14 protein-coding genes and 3 pseudogenes are annotated in these 18,323 nt (G+C 44.0%); 7 read left to right on the top strand and 10 right to left on the bottom strand.

Annotated features, from left to right (window positions below):
• Window positions 1–115: 115 nt before the first annotated feature.
• The 8 genes and pseudogenes from F6K53_RS18430 to F6K53_RS18395 all read right to left on the bottom strand — a co-directional run bounded on the left by F6K53_RS18430 (window position 116) and on the right by F6K53_RS18395 (window position 11,596).
• Window positions 116–1,762, bottom strand: a complete 1,647-nt coding sequence (locus F6K53_RS18430) for a transposase (protein WP_364304686.1) — start codon at window positions 1,760–1,762, stop codon at window positions 116–118.
• A pseudogene (locus F6K53_RS45905) lies at window positions 1,749–1,829 on the bottom strand (integrase); the annotation flags it as partial. The pseudogene F6K53_RS45905 and the gene F6K53_RS18430, both read right to left, overlap by 14 nt.
• A 279-nt stretch (window positions 1,830–2,108) precedes the next feature.
• Window positions 2,109–3,629 (bottom strand): MFS transporter, encoded by a 1,521-nt coding sequence (locus tag F6K53_RS18420; RefSeq protein ID WP_293018484.1) that lies wholly within the window; start codon window positions 3,627–3,629, stop codon window positions 2,109–2,111.
• 452 nt (window positions 3,630–4,081) lie between these two features.
• Complete coding sequence (locus tag F6K53_RS18415; protein ID WP_293045257.1) at window positions 4,082–5,455, bottom strand: CmpA/NrtA family ABC transporter substrate-binding protein; 1,374 nt, start codon at window positions 5,453–5,455, stop codon at window positions 4,082–4,084.
• Between the two features lie 127 nt (window positions 5,456–5,582).
• The gene (locus F6K53_RS18410; RefSeq protein ID WP_293018480.1) at window positions 5,583–7,118 is read right to left on the bottom strand and encodes a ferredoxin--nitrite reductase; all 1,536 of its coding nucleotides are present in this window, start codon (window positions 7,116–7,118) and stop codon (window positions 5,583–5,585) included.
• Between the two features lie 243 nt (window positions 7,119–7,361).
• Entirely contained in the window at window positions 7,362–8,471 is a 1,110-nt protein-coding gene (locus tag F6K53_RS18405) for an ATP-binding protein (RefSeq protein ID WP_293081610.1), read from the bottom strand.
• A gap of 12 nt (window positions 8,472–8,483) precedes the next feature.
• Window positions 8,484–10,229 carry a histidine kinase dimerization/phosphoacceptor domain -containing protein gene (locus tag F6K53_RS18400; protein ID WP_293070291.1) on the bottom strand — a complete coding sequence of 582 codons (1,746 nt, stop codon included), beginning with the start codon at window positions 10,227–10,229 and terminating at the stop codon, window positions 8,484–8,486.
• Between the two features lie 89 nt (window positions 10,230–10,318).
• Entirely contained in the window at window positions 10,319–11,596 is a 1,278-nt protein-coding gene (locus F6K53_RS18395) for a valine--pyruvate transaminase (RefSeq protein WP_293018474.1), read from the bottom strand.
• Window positions 11,597–11,667: 71 nt separating this feature from the next.
• Between F6K53_RS18395 and tsaB the strand changes: the two genes are divergently transcribed.
• The 3 genes from tsaB to F6K53_RS18380 all read left to right on the top strand — a co-directional run bounded on the left by tsaB (window position 11,668) and on the right by F6K53_RS18380 (window position 13,846).
• Window positions 11,668–12,381 carry a tRNA (adenosine(37)-N6)-threonylcarbamoyltransferase complex dimerization subunit type 1 TsaB gene (gene tsaB / locus F6K53_RS18390; RefSeq protein ID WP_293070338.1) on the top strand — a complete coding sequence of 238 codons (714 nt, stop codon included), beginning with the start codon at window positions 11,668–11,670 and terminating at the stop codon, window positions 12,379–12,381.
• Window positions 12,382–12,505: 124 nt separating this feature from the next.
• A complete protein-coding gene (gene dprA, locus F6K53_RS18385; protein WP_293081607.1) occupies window positions 12,506–13,642 on the top strand; it encodes a DNA-processing protein DprA in 1,137 nt (378 codons plus the stop codon).
• 3 nt (window positions 13,643–13,645) lie between these two features.
• Window positions 13,646–13,846: an endo-1,4-beta-xylanase gene (locus tag F6K53_RS18380; RefSeq protein WP_293070296.1), complete on the top strand. Its 201-nt coding sequence runs from the start codon at window positions 13,646–13,648 to the stop codon at window positions 13,844–13,846.
• Between the two features lie 52 nt (window positions 13,847–13,898).
• Here the strand turns inward: F6K53_RS18380 and tnpA are convergent, their stop codons facing one another.
• Window positions 13,899–14,318, bottom strand: coding sequence for an IS200/IS605 family transposase (gene tnpA / locus F6K53_RS18375; RefSeq protein WP_293018467.1), 420 nt, complete (start codon window positions 14,316–14,318; stop codon window positions 13,899–13,901).
• A 31-nt stretch (window positions 14,319–14,349) separates the two neighbouring features.
• Between tnpA and F6K53_RS18370 the strand changes: the two genes are divergently transcribed.
• From F6K53_RS18370 to F6K53_RS18360, 3 genes and pseudogenes are all read left to right on the top strand, one after another.
• Window positions 14,350–15,732 (top strand): transposase, encoded by a 1,383-nt coding sequence (locus F6K53_RS18370; RefSeq protein WP_293045176.1) that lies wholly within the window; start codon window positions 14,350–14,352, stop codon window positions 15,730–15,732.
• Window positions 15,733–15,761: 29 nt separating this feature from the next.
• Window positions 15,762–16,547: pseudogene (locus F6K53_RS18365) on the top strand (endo-1,4-beta-xylanase); the annotation flags it as partial.
• Window positions 16,548–16,629: 82 nt separating this feature from the next.
• Window positions 16,630–17,205 (top strand): Uma2 family endonuclease, encoded by a 576-nt coding sequence (locus tag F6K53_RS18360; RefSeq protein ID WP_293070299.1) that lies wholly within the window; start codon window positions 16,630–16,632, stop codon window positions 17,203–17,205.
• Between the two features lie 244 nt (window positions 17,206–17,449).
• Here the strand turns inward: F6K53_RS18360 and F6K53_RS18355 are convergent.
• Window positions 17,450–17,995: pseudogene (locus tag F6K53_RS18355) on the bottom strand (putative sulfate exporter family transporter).
• Window positions 17,996–18,032: 37 nt separating this feature from the next.
• Here F6K53_RS18355 and F6K53_RS18350 point away from each other — a divergent pair.
• Window positions 18,033–18,221 (top strand): hypothetical protein, encoded by a 189-nt coding sequence (locus F6K53_RS18350; RefSeq protein ID WP_293070301.1) that lies wholly within the window; start codon window positions 18,033–18,035, stop codon window positions 18,219–18,221.
• Window positions 18,222–18,323: the final 102 nt, after the last annotated feature.

The following is an 18,323-nucleotide window of genomic DNA, read 5'->3' as shown; positions in this document are numbered from 1 at the left end:
TATCAAATCAATCATTAATTAGTTAATCAATTAGTTAGTTCGTTAGTACTTAGCTAGTTACCTAAATTATTTAGCTGATTTATGCTGTTATACGAGCAATCATATCCGATACTTTTTAGCTACCAAAATCTACCAATGGCGGATTCTGGCTCACTAATGCAAGCTGATTTCTCAGCCAGGGGGTATCTCCCAAGGCATGGCCGTAGGCCACGCTGCGCGAACGAAGAAATATTCCCCGAGCGCCATTGATGTCGCGATCCATAGATCGACCATCAATCTTTGATTTGATGATTTGGCTTCCACCAATATTGACCAGTTCACCAGTCCAGCTAACAGTCTTACTGGTATAAGCTTCACAAACATCAACAACAACTTTCCCAGTCTCTTGAGCTTTATGTTTCAAGAATTCCTTGAACCGATAGTGAGCAAAAGTAAGCATATTGCGAACAGTCTTAGACCTAATTTTCCTTTTCTCCTTCCTTGACATCTGAGACGTCTCAAACGTGGGAAGTAAAATAACATCAAAGTTGTCAACTAGGAATTTAGCTGTCTTATGATGAAGCTCATTTATCAGGTTCTGAATCTTGATTACCATTCGTCGAGCAGCTTTTCTCCTTCGACGCTTCTGCCCACCCTTGGCTTTACTAATCCTTGATAACAGGTTGTCTAGATGCTGGCATATTCGCTGAATTCTGGAAAAATCTCCGTGCCCAATCTTTCCCACAGATTTTTCACTAAAAAAAGTAATAAAAGTCCTGACTCCAGGGTCTAAAGCAACCACTCTACCTTGGTTTTCGGCTTTTGTGTTAGTTGCTTCATGGGGAACTACCAGGTAGCAACTCCCGTTAGTGCTAGTTAATCGACAATCACAGATATTGTCAGGTAGAGTCTCAGCAAAGGCAATTTCTCCCAGCTTTGTGTGATAGACACCTTTGCTAGACACTGCTGACTTAGGGATATAGCAAGACTGAACAGGGTTCTTACGAGACCTAAATCTTACTCGGTTAATTTGTGAAGTTTTTTTGTATTTTTTCTTGGCCTCCCTAACCGCAGTGCAAGCATCCTTTATCGCTATAGATTTGATTTGATAAGGCACTGCTTTACACCACTCAGGGAGGTCATTTAATATGCCAGTCTTAATAGCTTTCCAATTAGCTTTGGTCTCACCATCAGAGAGTATCTTGACGGTTTTATTGAAAACATAACGGGACACTCCAAACCATTGCCGAACAAGCGAGCGCTGTTCAGAGCTTAGGAACAGTCGAATCTTCTTTGATTTTCTTACCGTATTTCCGGAGTCCGTGAACCCTACAGGAGAAGACGTGAATGATGGACAGAATATCTGCGGTAAGTTCAGATTCGGGGCAGCTTTCAGGTTGACTGAGAACCAGGATTTTTCCACCGTTGAGACCGACCAAGTACTCAATGAGTTCAAACCCGAATCGGGTGAGCCTGTCTCTACAGGCAACAACAATCGTGAGCTGATCATAGCGCACGATTCGCTCCAGTACGGCTCTAAGCCCAAATCTTTAGTTGAGACCTGAGCCGATATCTTTGATGATTTCCGCTTCCGGGAAGAGGGAATGGAGATAGGCGAGAAGTCTGTCGAGGTCGTCTCTTTGAAAGTTGGTACTGACTCGGCAGTAACAGATGGTGTAGTAATGTGACCTGTTAGACTTTGGAGCTTTTCCAAAACGAAGAAGATCTCTTGAGTCAAAGAGTCTAGTCCCGCCTGGCGTTCTTTCGCACCTGAGAGTCCCATTATCTGCGTACTTCCTTAAAGTGTTCCGTGATAGTCCCGTAAGTTCGACCGCCTTAGGTCGTGGTATTAGTCCGTTGTAGATAGTGGTAGATTAGTGGATATTTATAGCAACTGTCACATGCCTCTTTTCCAGAGGCTTTTATGAAAGTTTTCGTTAATTCAAAATCTTGCTCAGTGCTGAAGAGCTGGAAGAGCTGATAGCTAAAGGCTGAGGATTTTTTTACCTTGTTTAATAAGCAATTATTCCGTCGGGTTTGGGGCAATCTTAATTAAGATTGCCCCACTTCTATCTAGATATTTTTCAGCCATCTAGTGTAGAGTGCTTTCAACTAGACCCACCAAGGAACTAGTTCATCACGTCTCCAGTTTCCATAGCAGCTGGGCTAGCAGCAGTAGCGTATTCTTCTTCCCCTTCATGGAGCTCAGCAAAGGAACCCTTAGGTTCTTTCAATACTAGGAAGCACAGGAAGGCAACAACCAAAGCTGTAACACCCAACACCTGGAAGAATATGCGGTTACCCACATCTCCTGCTGGCAATAAACTAAAGATAGTCAGGTAAGCAACAGCACCAACGTTTCCGTAAGCACCCACGTTACCAGCCACCTGACCGGTAATCCGTCGCTTGACCAGAGGTACGATGGCAAAGGTAGAGCCTTCTCCAGCTTGCACAAAGAAGGAACAAGCCATGGTCAGCAGTACCGCACCAGGAAGCCACCAGCCTCCTTTCACCGTACTGAAAATCAGATAGCCAATACCCATACAGAATGTTAGAACTGCCATGGTCATCTTGCGGCTACCCAGTTTATCAGAGATTAAGCCGCCACCAGGACGGGACATCAAGTTCATGAAAGCGTAGCTAGCAGCAATCATCCCCGCTGCTTGTTTACTCAGTCCGAAGGTGCCTTCAAAGAAGGCAGGGAGCATAGAAACTACAGCTAATTCAGAACCGAAGTTAACAACGTAGGTCAACTCTAGAATGGCAACTTGAGAAAAATTGAAGCGGTCTTCAGGAGGATAGCGCTTACGACCTGCTAACAAATCTTTGTTAACTGCCCAGCAGTTGTAAGCTTGGAACAGATACAACCCAAGTAGACCAGCCCAGACGATATATAGAACATTTTGCTCGAAAAAGCCTACTTTATTCAAGCGCCAAGCCAGAACACCAAGAATGATAGATAGAGGAGCATTCATCACCATCAGAAACCAGAAGTCTTTCTTAGTGGTGACTTCCATTCCTCTGGCGCTTTTGGGCTTCTGATAAACTTTGCCTGGGGGAGTATCTTGGACGTTAAAATAATAGAGGACGCCATAGAGAGCAGCGATAATCCCGGTACCAGCAATGGAAAAGCGCCAGTTGAGACCTGGACTGCCAAAGGCTAAAAAAGCGGCAATGGTAGGTAGGGTAAAGGCTGCTGCTGCAGAACCAAAGTTACCCCAGCCCCCGTAAATCCCTTCGGCTAAACCAATTTCTTTGGGAGGGAACCATTCTGCCGTCATCCGGATGCCAATCACAAAACCTGCACCTACGATACTCAGTGCCAAGCGGCTAATCACCAGTTGGCTAAAGTTCTGTGCCGAGGCAAAAGCAATACAAGGTATTGCTGCATACATCAGCAACAGGGAGTAGGTGATTCTTGGTCCGTATTTATCTAACAGCATCCCGATGATGATACGGGCAGGCACTGTCAGGGCAACGTTACAAATTGCGATGGTTCGGATTTGACCTACTTCGAGACCGAAGTCTGATTTCACCTGTGTTGCTAGGGGTGCTAAGTTGAACCACACTACAAACGACAGGAAGAAAGCAAACCAGGTCATGTGGAGGATTTTATACCTACCACGAAAAGACCACATTTCTGCGAGCATCTATATACCTTTCCTCTACTCAAACTACGAAAACAGAAGATTCACGCACCAACAGCATTAGTGATAAAAGCTGAACGTTTGGGTGGATTTAGTATCCTCCAAAAACTACTCCAAAGAATCCCTTTCAAAACAATCCAGCTGATCGGTTGCCATCAACTTGCTGACTGATTAAAGTTACCTATTAGTTTGAATACTATAGCTTATTGGTTTAGGGTAATTCTTTCGGAATTGATTGCTAAAGTACTCGCCCATAGATACTACTTTTCTGAGGTTAACTTAATACTATTGTTCAGGTACTAATAGTTACACCCCTGAAACATAAGTTTCGTATGATTTGTTACAAATTATTTCTGGTGATGAATTAAATGCATAATTTATATTCAATGGTTACATCAGAGCCAGAAAATTGGGGTGTTGCTTAATTTTCGAATGAATTGAGGTTTATTCCTAAGTTAAGCCAAGCCGATTAACTGAGAACGATCAGCTCGGATATCGAAACCATTGAGGTAATTAACTGGCTGACTAGGGTCAAATGCTCTTTGATCCACAAACACATCAGCAGGTTCAAGCCTCATACGCTCACTAGGTAGATCGATTTTCAACGCCTTGGCAACCTCTTCATAAATTTTCACTGGATAAACCCGGTCGATAATTTTATCCGCATCCTTGGGATATTGACGTCGGTTAATATGACGCCAGCGAATCATTTGGGTTAGCAGCCAAACACCATGGGAGCGCCAAGGATAATTAGCATGATTGGGCTTTTTCAGATAGTCTGTATCTTGGAAGTGAAATAAATTAAAATCAGGGATTGATTCAAATCGGTCTTTCTGGTCAAAGCCACCATAATTATAGTTGCCCAGTAAAGAACCTTCCAGATAGCTTACTTTAGTGTCGATGTATTTGCTCCTAGATATAATCTGAGCAATTGACTGGCGATTTTCTAGTTGGTCACAATACTGACAAGCTTCCAAAACAGCTGCTACTAAGGCTCGGGCGGTTGTGGGATGTTTTTCTGCCCAAGGTCCCATGGTTGCTAGTATTTTTCCTGGATGACCTTTCCAAATATCCCGACTTACATAAACCGTAAATCCAGCCTGGTCTACAACTGCTCTTTGGTTCCAGGGCTCATCTAAACAGTAGCCATCTACTATCCCAGCTTGAAGTTTGTATACCATTTGAGATGGTGGAAACTCGATTAGCTTAATCTGTTTCTCGGGATTAATCTCCATAGCTGATAGCCAGTAGAGAAGGGTATAGTTTGCCATGGAGTTGGTCAAGTCTATCCCTACTTTTAGGGGCTCGGTTAATCGTCTAATGTATTTCCTGTAGGAGTTGGCAAAATCTGGGAAATTATAGTATTCCGTTGAAGGACGAATAGCACCTTGCCAAGCTTTTTTGGAAAAAGTGATTCCAGCGCCATTGCGATTGAGCATCATTAGAGATATCACTGGTGCCTTGGCTGAACCAAAATTGGTGAGCATTGGCAATCCAAACAAGGCAACGCAGGCATCTATACCCCATGATAGTAAGTCTTTGTGAACCGCTGACCAGTCAGGATATTTCTTAAGAGCCACATTCAAACCATAACGCTGAAAGAAGCCCTTTTCTTTGGCAATGATTAAAGGAGCACAGTCAGTTACAGGAACAAAGCCAATGGTGAGGTTAGTTTTCTCTAACTTACCAAAGCTAGCTGGAGGTCGTTGAGTGGGCTCAGAGGAGCGATCGCGTTTTGGGAAATCGAATAGATTATTTGAACTACAAGCACTAAAGCCACATCCTACCGTGGCACAGCCGATGTATTTGAGAAACTTGCGGCGCTCCATATTGTCGTTTCCGATTAATGGACAATGGAAAATGGAAAACTAAGTTTTCACCATTACCTAACCATTAACCATTAATCTTTGACAACAGTTATGAGGAATTAGCGATGAGGTCCAACTAAGCACTAACCTAGTGGGATTTTGCTCCAAAATTCTCGATCAGTATATTACCCAAGACTTCTGGTAAGTCATCACAAGCCACACTTTTAAGCACACACTCGCCCAGTTTAGCATCTTTGCCAACTTTGCCACCCATGTAAATATTGACTCCTTCAACAGACTTACCGTCTTTACGCACCTTAGTTCCCATCAAACCAATATCAGCTACTTGGGGTTGACCACAAGAGTTGGGACAACCTGTCCAATGAATCCGCACTGGGTTTGGTATATCTAACTTTTCTTCGAGTTCCCGAACTATTGCCAAGGCACGATTTTTGGTTTCAATCAGAGCAAAATTGCAGAACTGGGCTCCTGTGCAAGATACTAGAAGCCGTTCTAGAGGTTTGGGCTCAAGGGTAAATTTCTGCAAGAGGGGTTCAGCTAAGAAAGCGTCGAGATTAGCATCCGGAATATTGGGAATAATCACATTCTGCTCAACCGTGAGGCGGATTTCGCCACTGCCATAAGCCTCAGCCATCCGTGCCAGATCAAACATCTGCTGAGCATAAAGCCTACCAACGGGCACGTGTAAACCCACATAATTCAGACCTGGTTGCTTTTGGGCAAAGACACCGATATGGTCTCGTTTTTCCCAATCTATTTCATCGTGAGGAGCAGCCGTAGGGAGTTCTCTACCAAACTGCTTACTGACTTCCTCGCGGAACTTGTCAATCCCCCACTCATCAATCAACCACATCATCCGGGATTTTTGCCGATTCGCCCGCGAGCCTTCGTCGCGATAAACTTCCAGAATAGCACGACACAAGTCAACTACATCATCATTAGGCAGTACCCAAGCATTGAGGGGAACAGCAGCTTCACAACGCTTGGCCGAGAAAAAGCCACCTACGAGTACATTCAAGCCTAGTTGTCCATCTTTGTAGGCAGGCACGAAGGCAATATCATTAATTTCAGCATGGACTGAGTTATCCCGACCCCCTTCAATAGCAATATTGAATTTACGGGGCAAGTTAGTAAACTCATAATTCCCTTGGCTGTTATTAGTGATCATGTCCTGTACCTTTTGGACAAGATCCCGAGTGTCAATTAATTCATCGGGATCTATCCCCGCCATGGGAGAACCAGTAATATTGCGGACATTGTCCATACCGGATTGGACGCTAGTTAAGCCAACTTGCTCGAACCTGCGGAAAATATCAGGCATGTCTTCAATGCGGATACCTCGCAACTGGATGTTTTGGCGGGTCGTGATATCAGCACTACCATCTTCACCATAGCGCTGCACTATCTCAGCTAGTACCTGCATCTGAGTGCTGTTGAGAATGCCGTTGGGTGTCCGCATCCTTAGCATGAACTTGCCTGGAGTGACAGGTCTATAAAAGACACCCATCCACTTCAGCCGATGCTGTAGGTCATCTGGATCTATTGCTTCCCAGCCAATTCTGGCAAATTCTTCTATTTGTTCTTTAATGGCAAGACCATCTTTCTCTGCCTTGAATTTCTCAAATTTGTTCAATTTTGCGGCTGGCTTAGCTGCGCTGGTCATAGCTGTTCCCTCGTTGCCTTTTGCTCAATTGCCAGAAGTTTTGTCCAGAGCCTCTGATGTCACTACTCTTGATGTTGATAAATTAATTTAAAGTATTGCTAAAATTTTGTATATTTTGTTACTAAATACTGATTTTAATTAAAAAAATGCATAAATTAAATGCATAAATTGTATTATGAAGTTAGATCAAGTCTGCCCCTGCTCCCCTGCTGTCATAACCATGGCATTCAAAGGAAGACCAGCTTACTCCCAATCCTGACTCGACAGGGGTAGTCTAACGGTAAACAAAGTTCCTACACCAACCTGGCTATCTACCAAAATTTGGCCACGGTGCTGCTCTACACTCTTTTTAACAATCGATAATCCTAGACCTGTACCAGGAATATCTCCAACATTGCTAGCTCGCTGGAAAGGTTCAAACAGGTGAGAAAGCTCTTGTTCGGGAATACCAATTCCCGAGTCTGTTATTTTAAAAATTGCCCAGTTACCTTCCACGGTTAACTGAAACTCTACCGTTCCCCCTTCAGGAGAATACTTAATCCCATTGGATAGCAAGTTATTGAAAATATATCGAAGGAGTTGGGTATCCATATAGGCATCAGGAATATTACCTTGAGGAGTAAAAATAATCCTATGGATCCCCCCGGTAGCCAACTGCATCTGCTCTATCAAATCAGAGCATAATTCTACTAGGTTAATTGGAGTTGGGTTAAAAGTTAGCTTGTTTCCTTCTGCTTTTTCAATAAATATAATTTCATCCAAGAGTTGTCTCATATCTTGGATAGAGCCTTTAATTTGTTCAAAATACTTGCGATGTTTATCTTTGACCAAATGTTTGCTATAGCGTTCTAACAATTCAGTAGCTAGGATAACTTTACTCAAAGGTGTACGACATTCGTGGGAAACAATAGAGACAAAGCTAGATTTTTGCTCTCTAAGCTCCTGTTCTATTACTAGTGCTTGACGGATTTTTGCTTCTGCTTGAAAGCGAGAAAGGGCAATTTCAATGGTAACTCGCAGTTCTTCTTCCTCAAATGGTTTCAGAAGGTAACCAAAGGGTTGGGTTATCTTAGCTCTTTCTAGGGTGAGCTCATCGCTATAGGCAGTCAAATAGACCACTGGGATATTCCATTTTGTCCTAATCAGCCTTGCAGCAGTCACTCCATCTATTTCCCCTTTCAGACGAATATCCATCAGGATTAAATCCGGTTGGATTTCCTCAGCTTTTCTAACTGCTTCTTCTCCAGATACAGCCACAGCAGGAACCATGTACCCTAAAAGTTTGAGGCTATTCTTGATATCCATAGCCACAAGTGTTTCATCTTCAACAACTAGGATTTTTTTCTTGGTCATGCTCGACTTGCCCTAGAGATCCAGTGAATGGGGAAAGTTTATTTTTAATCTAGTGCCTTGGCTACAGTCAAGGATGATGTTACCCCCCAGTTGTGCAGTCAAGTTACGAACAATACTCAAACCAAGGGATTTAGTGGATTGAAAGTCTAAATTGTCCGGTAAACCAATACCATTATCACTTACCGTAAGGATTAGCTGACCCTGTTGATCTGAACTTAGACTGATTTCAATCTTACCCTCTTTATGTTCAGGAAAGGCATATTTGAGTGAATTAGACACCAATTCATTGATGATTAGCCCACAGGGAATAGCTACATCAATGGTTAAGGGAGCTGTGGTAACTTCAATATTGAGGGCGATTGTCTGTCGGTTAATCCCGTAGGAACGGAACAAGTTATTGGTTAAGGTTTGAATGTATTTTCCGAAATTAATCTGGGCTAAATTTGGGGATTGATACAGCTGCTGGTGAATCAGAGCCATAGATTGAACCCGATGCTGGGAATCTTTGAACAAACTTAATGCTTGTGGATCTTCAACTTGCCTCGACTGTAGGCGGAGTAGGCTAGAAATAATTTGCAGGTTATTTTTGACCCGGTGATGAATTTCTTTGAGCAAAACCTCTTTTTCGGTTAGAGAGGCTCTAACTTGATTTTCCGCTTGCTTGCGTTCGGTGATATCTACAATTTGATACAGAAATTTTCGGGGCTTACCTTGAGCATCCCTGACTAAAACTGCTTTCTTGGTCAAAACATGGATCACTCTACCATCTTTCGACAGTAAGCGATTTTCCATCTGAAAGTGGGATGTTCTTCCTGGCCACAACTCTTGATTCGGGGTAAGGTTAATTGTGAAATCATCGGGGTAGATAATATCTGTAGCCTTTTTCTGCCCCAGTTCCTCGGCTGTGTAACCAACCGTGTCACAAAAGGCTTGATTAACCTTTAGCACGGAGTTATCAGTGCTGGTAATTGCCATACCCATGGGAGATAGTTCAAAAATCAGGCGAAATTGTTCCTCACTTTTGCGAAGTTGTTCATTGACGTTCTGTAGGTCAGAAGTCCGTTGTTCGACTCTCAGTTCTAGTTCCTGGTTGAGCTGTTGTAGAGCTAATTCTGCCTGTTTATGCTCGGTGATATCAATCCCTACACACACGGCTGCAGCACCTTGCTGGTACTTCTGAGCGGCAATTAGATAATATCTCGAATAATTTTTCACTTTGAGCTCAACCACCTGGGAAGATCCTGAGTCCCGACAGGCGAGAAACTGAGTCATAAAGCCGACAAACTGAGGGCTGCTCTCCAGAAAACCCAACTCTTGACCGACAAAAGTCTCTGGAGGTAATTGCAGGCTCTGAGCCAGATGTCGGTTAACCCCAAGATATCGACCATCAGCACTAATCCAAGACACCGCTCCCGGTACAGCATCCAAAACTGCCTCTAGTTGCTCTTTTGCTTGTCGCAGCTGATGATTAGCTTCGGACAATTCTGTTGTCTGTTTTTGAAATTGGTATTCCAATTGCTGATCACCCTGTTGCCATTTCTCCTGAGCCTGCTTACAGTTGGTAATTTCCGGTTGTAATTGCTGATTAACCTGATTTAACTGAGCAGTTTGTTGTTCCACTACTTGCCCAAGTCCCTTGATAATCCTACACATCTGTGTAGAGTCAAGGGTTGTGAGCAAGTTAGGCTGGTTAATAATGCCTAGCAACTCCCCTATATCGCCAGTTTCCAACACTTGTGCTAGCTGCTGCTGTTCCATCTGTTATAATGGGAATATTATTTAATTAGTACTCATCGAACAATTACTCTGGAACGGTGTTAGATTATCACAACACCTGCTAGGAAACACTAACTTGACCCCATCCGATAGACTTCCTCGACCAATGTTGCTAAACGCTGCATGGCGATTTCAATTTCTTCTTCAGTAGCCGTAAGGCTGATGCGAATGCACTGTTGCTGGTGAGACCAGTCTTCTCGTAAGCCGGGGAAAAATGTACTGCCAGGCACGACAATCACACCCACCTGCTTCAACTGTTGATACAGTTCCCAGTCAGTAATTGGCAAATCCTGTAACCACAACCAAGCAAAGATAGCTCCTTCACCCCGATGCAAGAACCAAGGCAAGTCTTTGGGCATGAATTTGTCTAATGTCAGTTCAAGGGTCACAAACTTTTGCTGGTAGTGGGGGCGAATCACATTAGTGGCAATCTCAGGGAGCGCTCCAGATGCGATCGCTTTTGCGGCAATAGCTTGTCCATAGCGAGCCGAATGAATACAAAGATTGGTCTGGAAGGATTCTAAAATGCTAATTAGCTCCGGATTTCCAATTGCTACACCAACCCGTTCCCCAGGTAGTCCAGCTTTTGATAAACTCAGACAGTGGATGATATTGTCTCGAAAGACTGGTGTCATTTCGGTAAAGTTCAGTGCTGGAAAGGGTGGAGCATAAGCTGCGTCAATCAACACTGGCACATTGAAGGGTGCAGCCATTTCCGAAATTTTGATTACTTCTTCATCGGTTAGGACATTGCCAGTGGGATTACAGGGACGGGAAACAATTACACAGCCAGTCTCTTGGCTAATCTTTAATTGGCTGAAATCAGGGCGATACTTAAAACGGTGTTGCTCGTGATTAATTTCCAGAGTAGGTTTGTAGGCATATACTGCTTCTGGAGTCAAGCTTACTCCTCCATAGCCAGTGTATTCTGGAGAAAGGGGCAAGACCACTTGTTTGAGCTGGCCGCTGCTGGTGTAGCCACCAAAAACGTTAGCGGCGTAGAAGTAAATCGATTGAGAACCGGGAGTAATCAGGATATGGCGATCGCTTAGGGAAAGACCGTAGCGTTGATTGAAATCCTTTGCGATCGCATCGATCAGAGGCTGATATCCTTGAGATGACCCGTAGCGGCAAATCACCTCACCATACTCTGAGCTAGCCAACAGTTGTGCCGTGCAATCGCGCCAAAGTTGCTCGACTTGTGGCAAAATCACTGGGTTTCCTGCACTGAGATTAATCCAATCTTGTCCCTGACCAGCTCGTAGCGTTTCGATAATATCTTTCATAATCGCTCGGACACCAGTCAGTTTGGACATCTGAGTCCCAATTTGAGTCAGGGTAGGATCCATGGATAGTGATTACCTTTTGGCGAGTGAGGGTACTTAATCAAGACTTCTCCAATCGAAAATCATACCAACAAATGCCGATTCTCGAAGCAAACAAATATGCTCTTGCCCTTCACACCACTAGTCCTCAATTGGGGCTAGTGACCAGTAACTTTGCCAGGGATACCCGCTGCCAAACTTGGGACTTAGGGCGAGAGTTGTCTGGTCAATTGCATCAGCACTTGACTGAATTTCTCAATTCCCAAACTTGGGAAAACTTAGAATTCATTGCGGTAGCTATCGGACCTGGTAGCTTTACGAGTACCCGTATCGGTATAGTTACTGCTCGTACCATAGCACAACAGTTAGATATTCCCCTGTTTGGCATTTCTACACTGGCAGCGATCGCATGGTTAGGGCAAGAGAGAGAAGAACGGGAAGAGCGGGAAGAGGGAGCTATGTATCAAGAAAACTCAGAATCAGCAATTAGCACATGCGCTACGCCCACGCTAAGCGAACAGATTGCCATTCAAATGCCTGCCCAACGAGGCCAGCTGTATACCGCCATCTATCAGCCATCAATAGCTGGTCTGGGGCTGAGCAAGATATTACCAGATGCTGTCATGACTTCAGATCAATGGAAACAAGTGTTGGATACCTTAGAAACACCATTACGATTGCTAGAGGCTCCGGCAAATTTGGGGAGTTATGCTAGGGGTGTTTTGGAACTTGCTTATCTCGATTGGCAACAGGGAAAGTGCCCCAACTGGTCAGAAGTACTGCCGTTTTATGGACAGCATCCAGTTTAAGAATTAAGAATGAAGAATGAAGAATTAAGAATTAAGAAAATTATATTTTTTTTGAAAATTTATAATTCAAATTATGGGGTATTTTTGAAATATAAATTGATAATTTATAATTGGAGCGAAGCGATTGACCAAGGAAGAAGAACGTGCGTACTGGCTGGCATGGTCCGAAGTTCCCGGTATCGGATCAGTATTGCTCCAACGGCTACAGCAACAGTTTGGGACTCTAGCAGAGGCTTGGAAAGCTTCAGCTTCAGAGTTAGGAGCAGTTGAAGGGTTCGGGGTGCGGCTGATCGAAAGAGTAGTGAAAATGCGTGGGCAAACTAATCCGGAACAGCTACTTGAGCAACACTTGGTCAAAAATCCTTGTTTCTGGACACCAGCGGATGGGGAGTATCCCCGCTTGTTACTAGAAATTCCTAGTCCTCCTGCAACGCTATACTATAGCGGACTACTTGATCTACAAGAAAATTACGGTAGCAAGCCGATAGTCGGTATTGTGGGTACCCGCAATCCCACCGAATACGGTAAACGTTGGACTCGCAAAATCAGTGCTACCCTTGCTAAGCATGGTTTTACAGTGGTGTCCGGTATGGCAGTGGGAATTGATACACAAGCCCATCGTGGGTGTCTGGAAGCGGGTGGTAGGACCATAGCAGTTTTGGGAACTGGTCTTGATGTGGTATATCCCTTGAGCAATAGTTATCTTTATAAACAAATTCAAGAGCAGGGATTGGTAATCAGCGAGTATCCAGCCAGTACGAAACCCGCACGCTCCAACTTTCCCCAACGGAATCGGATTATTGCTGGTTTAAGTCGTGCAGTTTTAGTGATGGAAGCGCCTAACAAGTCCGGAGCGCTAATTACTGCTAGGCTAGCCAATGAGTTCTGTCGGGATGTCTATGCACTACCAGGTTCCTTAGATAATCCCAATTCTATTGGTTGTTTGGGACTGTTAAATCGGGGTGCCCATGTAATTTTAAGTGAAGGTCACTTGTTGGAAATGCTCGGAGCTATTCCAGAACTTGACCCCCACTCGGCTCTAGAACAACCTTTACCCGCTTTACCTGTACCGACCTTAGAGCCAGAATTAGCAAAAGTGTTGGATGCGATCGCATTTGAACCAACCCCATTCGATATCATTGTCCAGCAAGCAGCTTTAGAAGCAGGCTCAGTATCCAGTGCCTTGTTACAGTTGGAACTAATGGGATTAGTGTCTCAGTCACCAGGGATGCGATATCGAAAATTAATCAGTGGAAGATGAAGGATGAATACAAATAACAGTAATTTACGTTCCTTGGCACAAAAGCGCAAATTGGCGATTGGAACGGGAGTGTCCATGGAACCGTTGCGGGACGATCCTAGTTATCAGGAGGTGTTGATACGTGAATATAACATTGTGACACCAACTTATATCATCAAGTTTGAGCCGCTACAGCCCCAACGCCATCACTATAATTTTGACTGAAACCCAACATTCCCCCACTTTGCGAAGCAGGTGGGGGTGAGGGGTCTTGGGGCTAGTCTGCATTCCCTTGGGCTTCCATGTACTCCTTCAGCTTGTCGAGACTGGCTCCCCCAGCTGATACAGCACAGTAACCACGCTTCCAAAAAACAGGCTTCCAATAGAACTGCTTCAGATATTGTGCAAACTCTTTCCGGATCTCTCGACTGGTGATGGTTTTAAGTGCCATTGCTAGCTCAGATTCGGAAATATTGGGATGTTTGTCTATTAAAAGGTGAATATGGTCACGCTTGCCTAAGTCAGTCTGGCAATCCATTAGGATGCAACCACGCTTAAGACACATCTTGGCGATGATTTCACGAATACGTTTCAACATATCATCCGTGATGCAAGCATGGCGATATTTCGTGACAAAAACCATATGCACACTCAATGCTGTGACACTGTGAGCATGGCGGTTTAACTGTCTAGCCATGGGTTAACGACATATGCTAATATTAGTCATTATGGCACAGAAAAAACGACGAAAGGATTTAATTAGGACGGACAAATGGCAGTTAAAGCCATCTCAGCTACAACGTCAACTTCTAAGGCTGACAGTTCAAGAGTTCCGTTCTATTTGTCGTGGGTTGATTAGCGTCGTGTTTACCCATTGGCCTGAACTAGGTGGTCTTTCCAGCAAGCAAAGAATTCCAGCGGTTGAGCGGTTGATGCACAAGACACGTCAGAATCAATATCCTAAGTACGAGTACTTCATTCGTCGTTTCTATAAGTTCCCTTCCTACTACCGGAGGTCTGCTATCAGTTTTGCCATTGGTCAAGTTTCCTCATTTGTCACCCGTTATATGGAGTGGCAATCAGGAATCAGAAAGCGCAGAGACGCTAAACCACCACGGCTAAACGCTGATTGTGGCTGTTACCCTGCCCTGTACCAAGGTCAGTGCATCTTGTTTGGTGCTGCGATGGATACCGCCAAGATTAAGGTTTTCACTGGCACAGACTGGGTATGGACCCTCGTTCCGGTAGAAATCGAACCTGGATACAAACGTCATTTGCTTGATACCAATGAGAAGCTGTCACCCTATCTCATCGTCAACGAGAAAAAGTGTCACCTCTCAGTCCCGTTCAGATGCAATCCAGATGACAGGCAGGAAACTAATAGAGTCGTGTCAGTTGATCTTGGCATCAATACCACTGCTGTTGCTTCAGTTGTTACCTCAGATGGCACTGTTCTAGCTAGGCGCTTCATTCACCCTGGTAGAGACATAGACCGCAGAGATAAACGACTCAAGGGAATCAGCAAAAAAGCCAGTCTGAGCAATGGGAAGTTGCATAAAGGTTTTTGTCGGGGCAACTACCGCAAGGCTAGCAACATCAATACCCAGATTGCTCACTCTGTCTCTAGAGAACTGGTGGACTTTGCGGAAGCGTGGGGAGCCAAATTTATTGTGTTTGAGCTTCTCTTAGGCTGGAAACCTAGAGGCGGACGGAAACGTTCTAATCTGCGCCAACGCTTCCATGGATGGCTTCACAGGGCTATTGCAACCTGGACTGAAGCCAAGTGGAATGAACTAGGCGGTACGGTTAAGTACGTCAATCCTAGGGGCACTTCCAGCAATGCCTATGATGGTTCGGGTTCGGTCAAACGCGATTCTAAAAACTATGGTCTGTGTACATTCCCAACTGGGAAACGATACAACACAGATTTGCAGGCAACTTACAACATTGCTGCAAAGTATTGGTTCTATGAGCTTGTCCATAAAAAGGGTGAGGCTAAACGTGGCAAAAGAACCCGTTTAGCGCCTAGAAGTCGGGCTGTTACGCTTTCTACACTCTGGAACACTCCTAGTTCTAGTGTAGTGGGTTTTGACACCCCCAGTTATCCGTAGGATGCTGGGGGAGACTTCATGCTGCTGATAACTTTGTAGCCATTGCGAAAGCCAATCACATGCAGGTGCGCGGTCATAATCTAGTTTGGCATCATAGTGTGCCTTGGTGGCTAACCCACGGACAATGGACACCGGAAGAGTTAATCCATATCCTGCGACAACATATTCATACTGTTGTTGGTCACTATCGGGGACAATTAGCAGCTTGGGATGTGGTCAATGAAGCGGTAGCAGACCAAGACTCAGCAGGACAAAGGAAACGAGATACAATTTGGTTGCGCGGCATTGGACCAGAATACGTTGAGTTGGCATTTCGCTGGGCTCATGAAGCTGACCCCACAGTTCCCTTGTTTTATAATGACTACAGTGGAGAAGGACTTGGGGCAAAGTCAGATGCGATTTATGCCATGGTCAAAGACTTGCGGCAACGGGATGTCCCAATTCATGGCATTGGCTTTCAGATGCACATTAGTATTCAAAATCCTCCTAAGCCGGAAGACATAGCAGCAAACATGAAGCGTCTGGGTGAGTTGGGATTGCAGGTTCAGGTTACCGAGATGGACGTAAAAATCCATGATGGTAGCGGCACACAAGAAGAACGGGTGGCTGCTCAGACAAAGGTATATCGAGATATCCTCCAAGTTTGTTTAGAGGCTCCCAATTGTACAGCCTTCTTAACTTGGGAATTTGCAGATCATCATTCCTGGATTCCGGATTTATTTGGTAAACCAGATTCCCCTCTACCTTTCGATAACTCCTATCGTCCTAAAGCTGCTTATCACGCGATGGTTCAAGTTTTAAAAATTGATAGTTAAAAAGTAAAAAATAAAAATAAAAATCGCTTAAATTATCCTTTTTAATTCAATAAGTTATTGTATAATTTTGGAGGTAATTAACATGGTATATTTACCTGATACCCTCGAATTAACTATTAATTTGAGTGACGAACAATTTTTCCGGCTTTGTCAAGATAACAGGGATTTAAGATTTGAGCGCACCTCTGAAGGAGATTTAATCATCATGTCACCTACGGGAGGAAATACAGGTAGACGAAATATTAAACTATCGACTCAACTAGAATTGTGGAGCAGTCAAATGAAACTTGGTGTTGCATTTGACTCTAATACAGGATTTAAATTGCCTAATGGAGCAAATCGTTCTCCTGATGCGTCTTGGGTTAAACGAGAGCGTTGGGAAGGGTTAACACCAGAAGAACAGGATAAATTTGTCCCTTTATGTCCTGATTTTGTGCTCGAATTGCGTTCTCCGAGTGATTCCCTGAAAATGGTGCAAACTAAACTCCGAGAATATATGGAAAATGGCGCTAGATTAGGATGGTTAATTGATCCCCAAAATAAGGTTGTGGAAATCTATCGTCCCAATCAAGATGTAGAAATTCTCCAATCTCCGAAAACCTTATCAGGAGAAGATGTTTTGCCTGGATTTACTTTAAATTTATCAGAAATTATCTGATATCTTATGCTATATAGAGCAGTTACCAACCCAATTGATAAGTGCTATAGTTGAATAGGCTAATCGTGAGATAGTATCTCTACATCTGTCCAGAAAATTCCTGAAGCATCACTCTCGTTTTCGTAGAGATCCTGTACGCTCGACCCCAAATAACCACCTACTATCAAGCTATTCAATAACCACAGTAGTAGCGGAAGTGCGCAAATACTGATCAAAAAGATTAGGGATTTTCGGATAGTGTTTATCACTGTGCTAACTCCGGTATAGGAAAAATAATTCCGCTTAACATTAGCCACGCTATAGCCAAAGTAAGCACAATGTTAAAACTCTGCCCTACCAAATAAAGAATCATGGGTTTACCACCCTGAAGTTGTGTCCCTAAATCCCGAAAGTTCGAGTCTAGACCAATGGAAAAAAATGCGATACAAAATAGCCAGCCACGATAGGTCTTGGTTTGACTAAGAATGTCTTTAACTGTATCCATCCCCATCAAGGGAATACAAACAAAGGACACTAACAGAGAAGCAGCTATAAAACCTAAGATAAACTTGGGCAAACGTACCCATAATTACCTCATTTGTGGTTTAGGAGCATTTGGCTCGCGCTCTATAAAAAAGACCCAAAATAAAGCGATCGCAAAAGCTATCACTCCGATCAGCATATTTTGAATCATTTTAACTAAAGCAGCAGCTTGACCAGCGATTTCCCCTACTGTTTCACCAGCAGCGACAACTGCGCCAGTAGAATCAATGGTTCCCCCCAGCCATGCACCACTGACTAATTCATTCATACCCACAGCTTTGACAAACAAGGGCATGATCACCATCATGGCAACATTGACACTCCCCGTCCTGGAAGAACGGGGATTCCTAGATCTGCGAACCGCCTTAAACCGCCGTGTTCCTATCTATGACGCCGCCAAAAATAGGACAATACTTAAACCAAAAACCCGTCAAGACCAAGTTCCTAGTCAATTCACGACAGACCCAGAGGGCAGTTTTCGCGATAGCGTTTAACTACTCATTGGAAGTGCCTCATTAAGTCTGTTTCTCTTCCTTTCGTTTGGTTTCGGTGTGCCCCACCGTACCGTTTTTATTTCAAGAGTGATTCTTCTGGGT

The sequence above is a fragment of the Moorena sp. SIO4A1 genome (assembly GCF_010672065.1).
GTDB lineage: Bacteria > Cyanobacteriota > Cyanobacteriia > Cyanobacteriales > Coleofasciculaceae > Moorena.
Note: the sequence above shows the minus strand (reverse complement) of the source record. Positions and strands in the feature narration are given on the sequence as shown.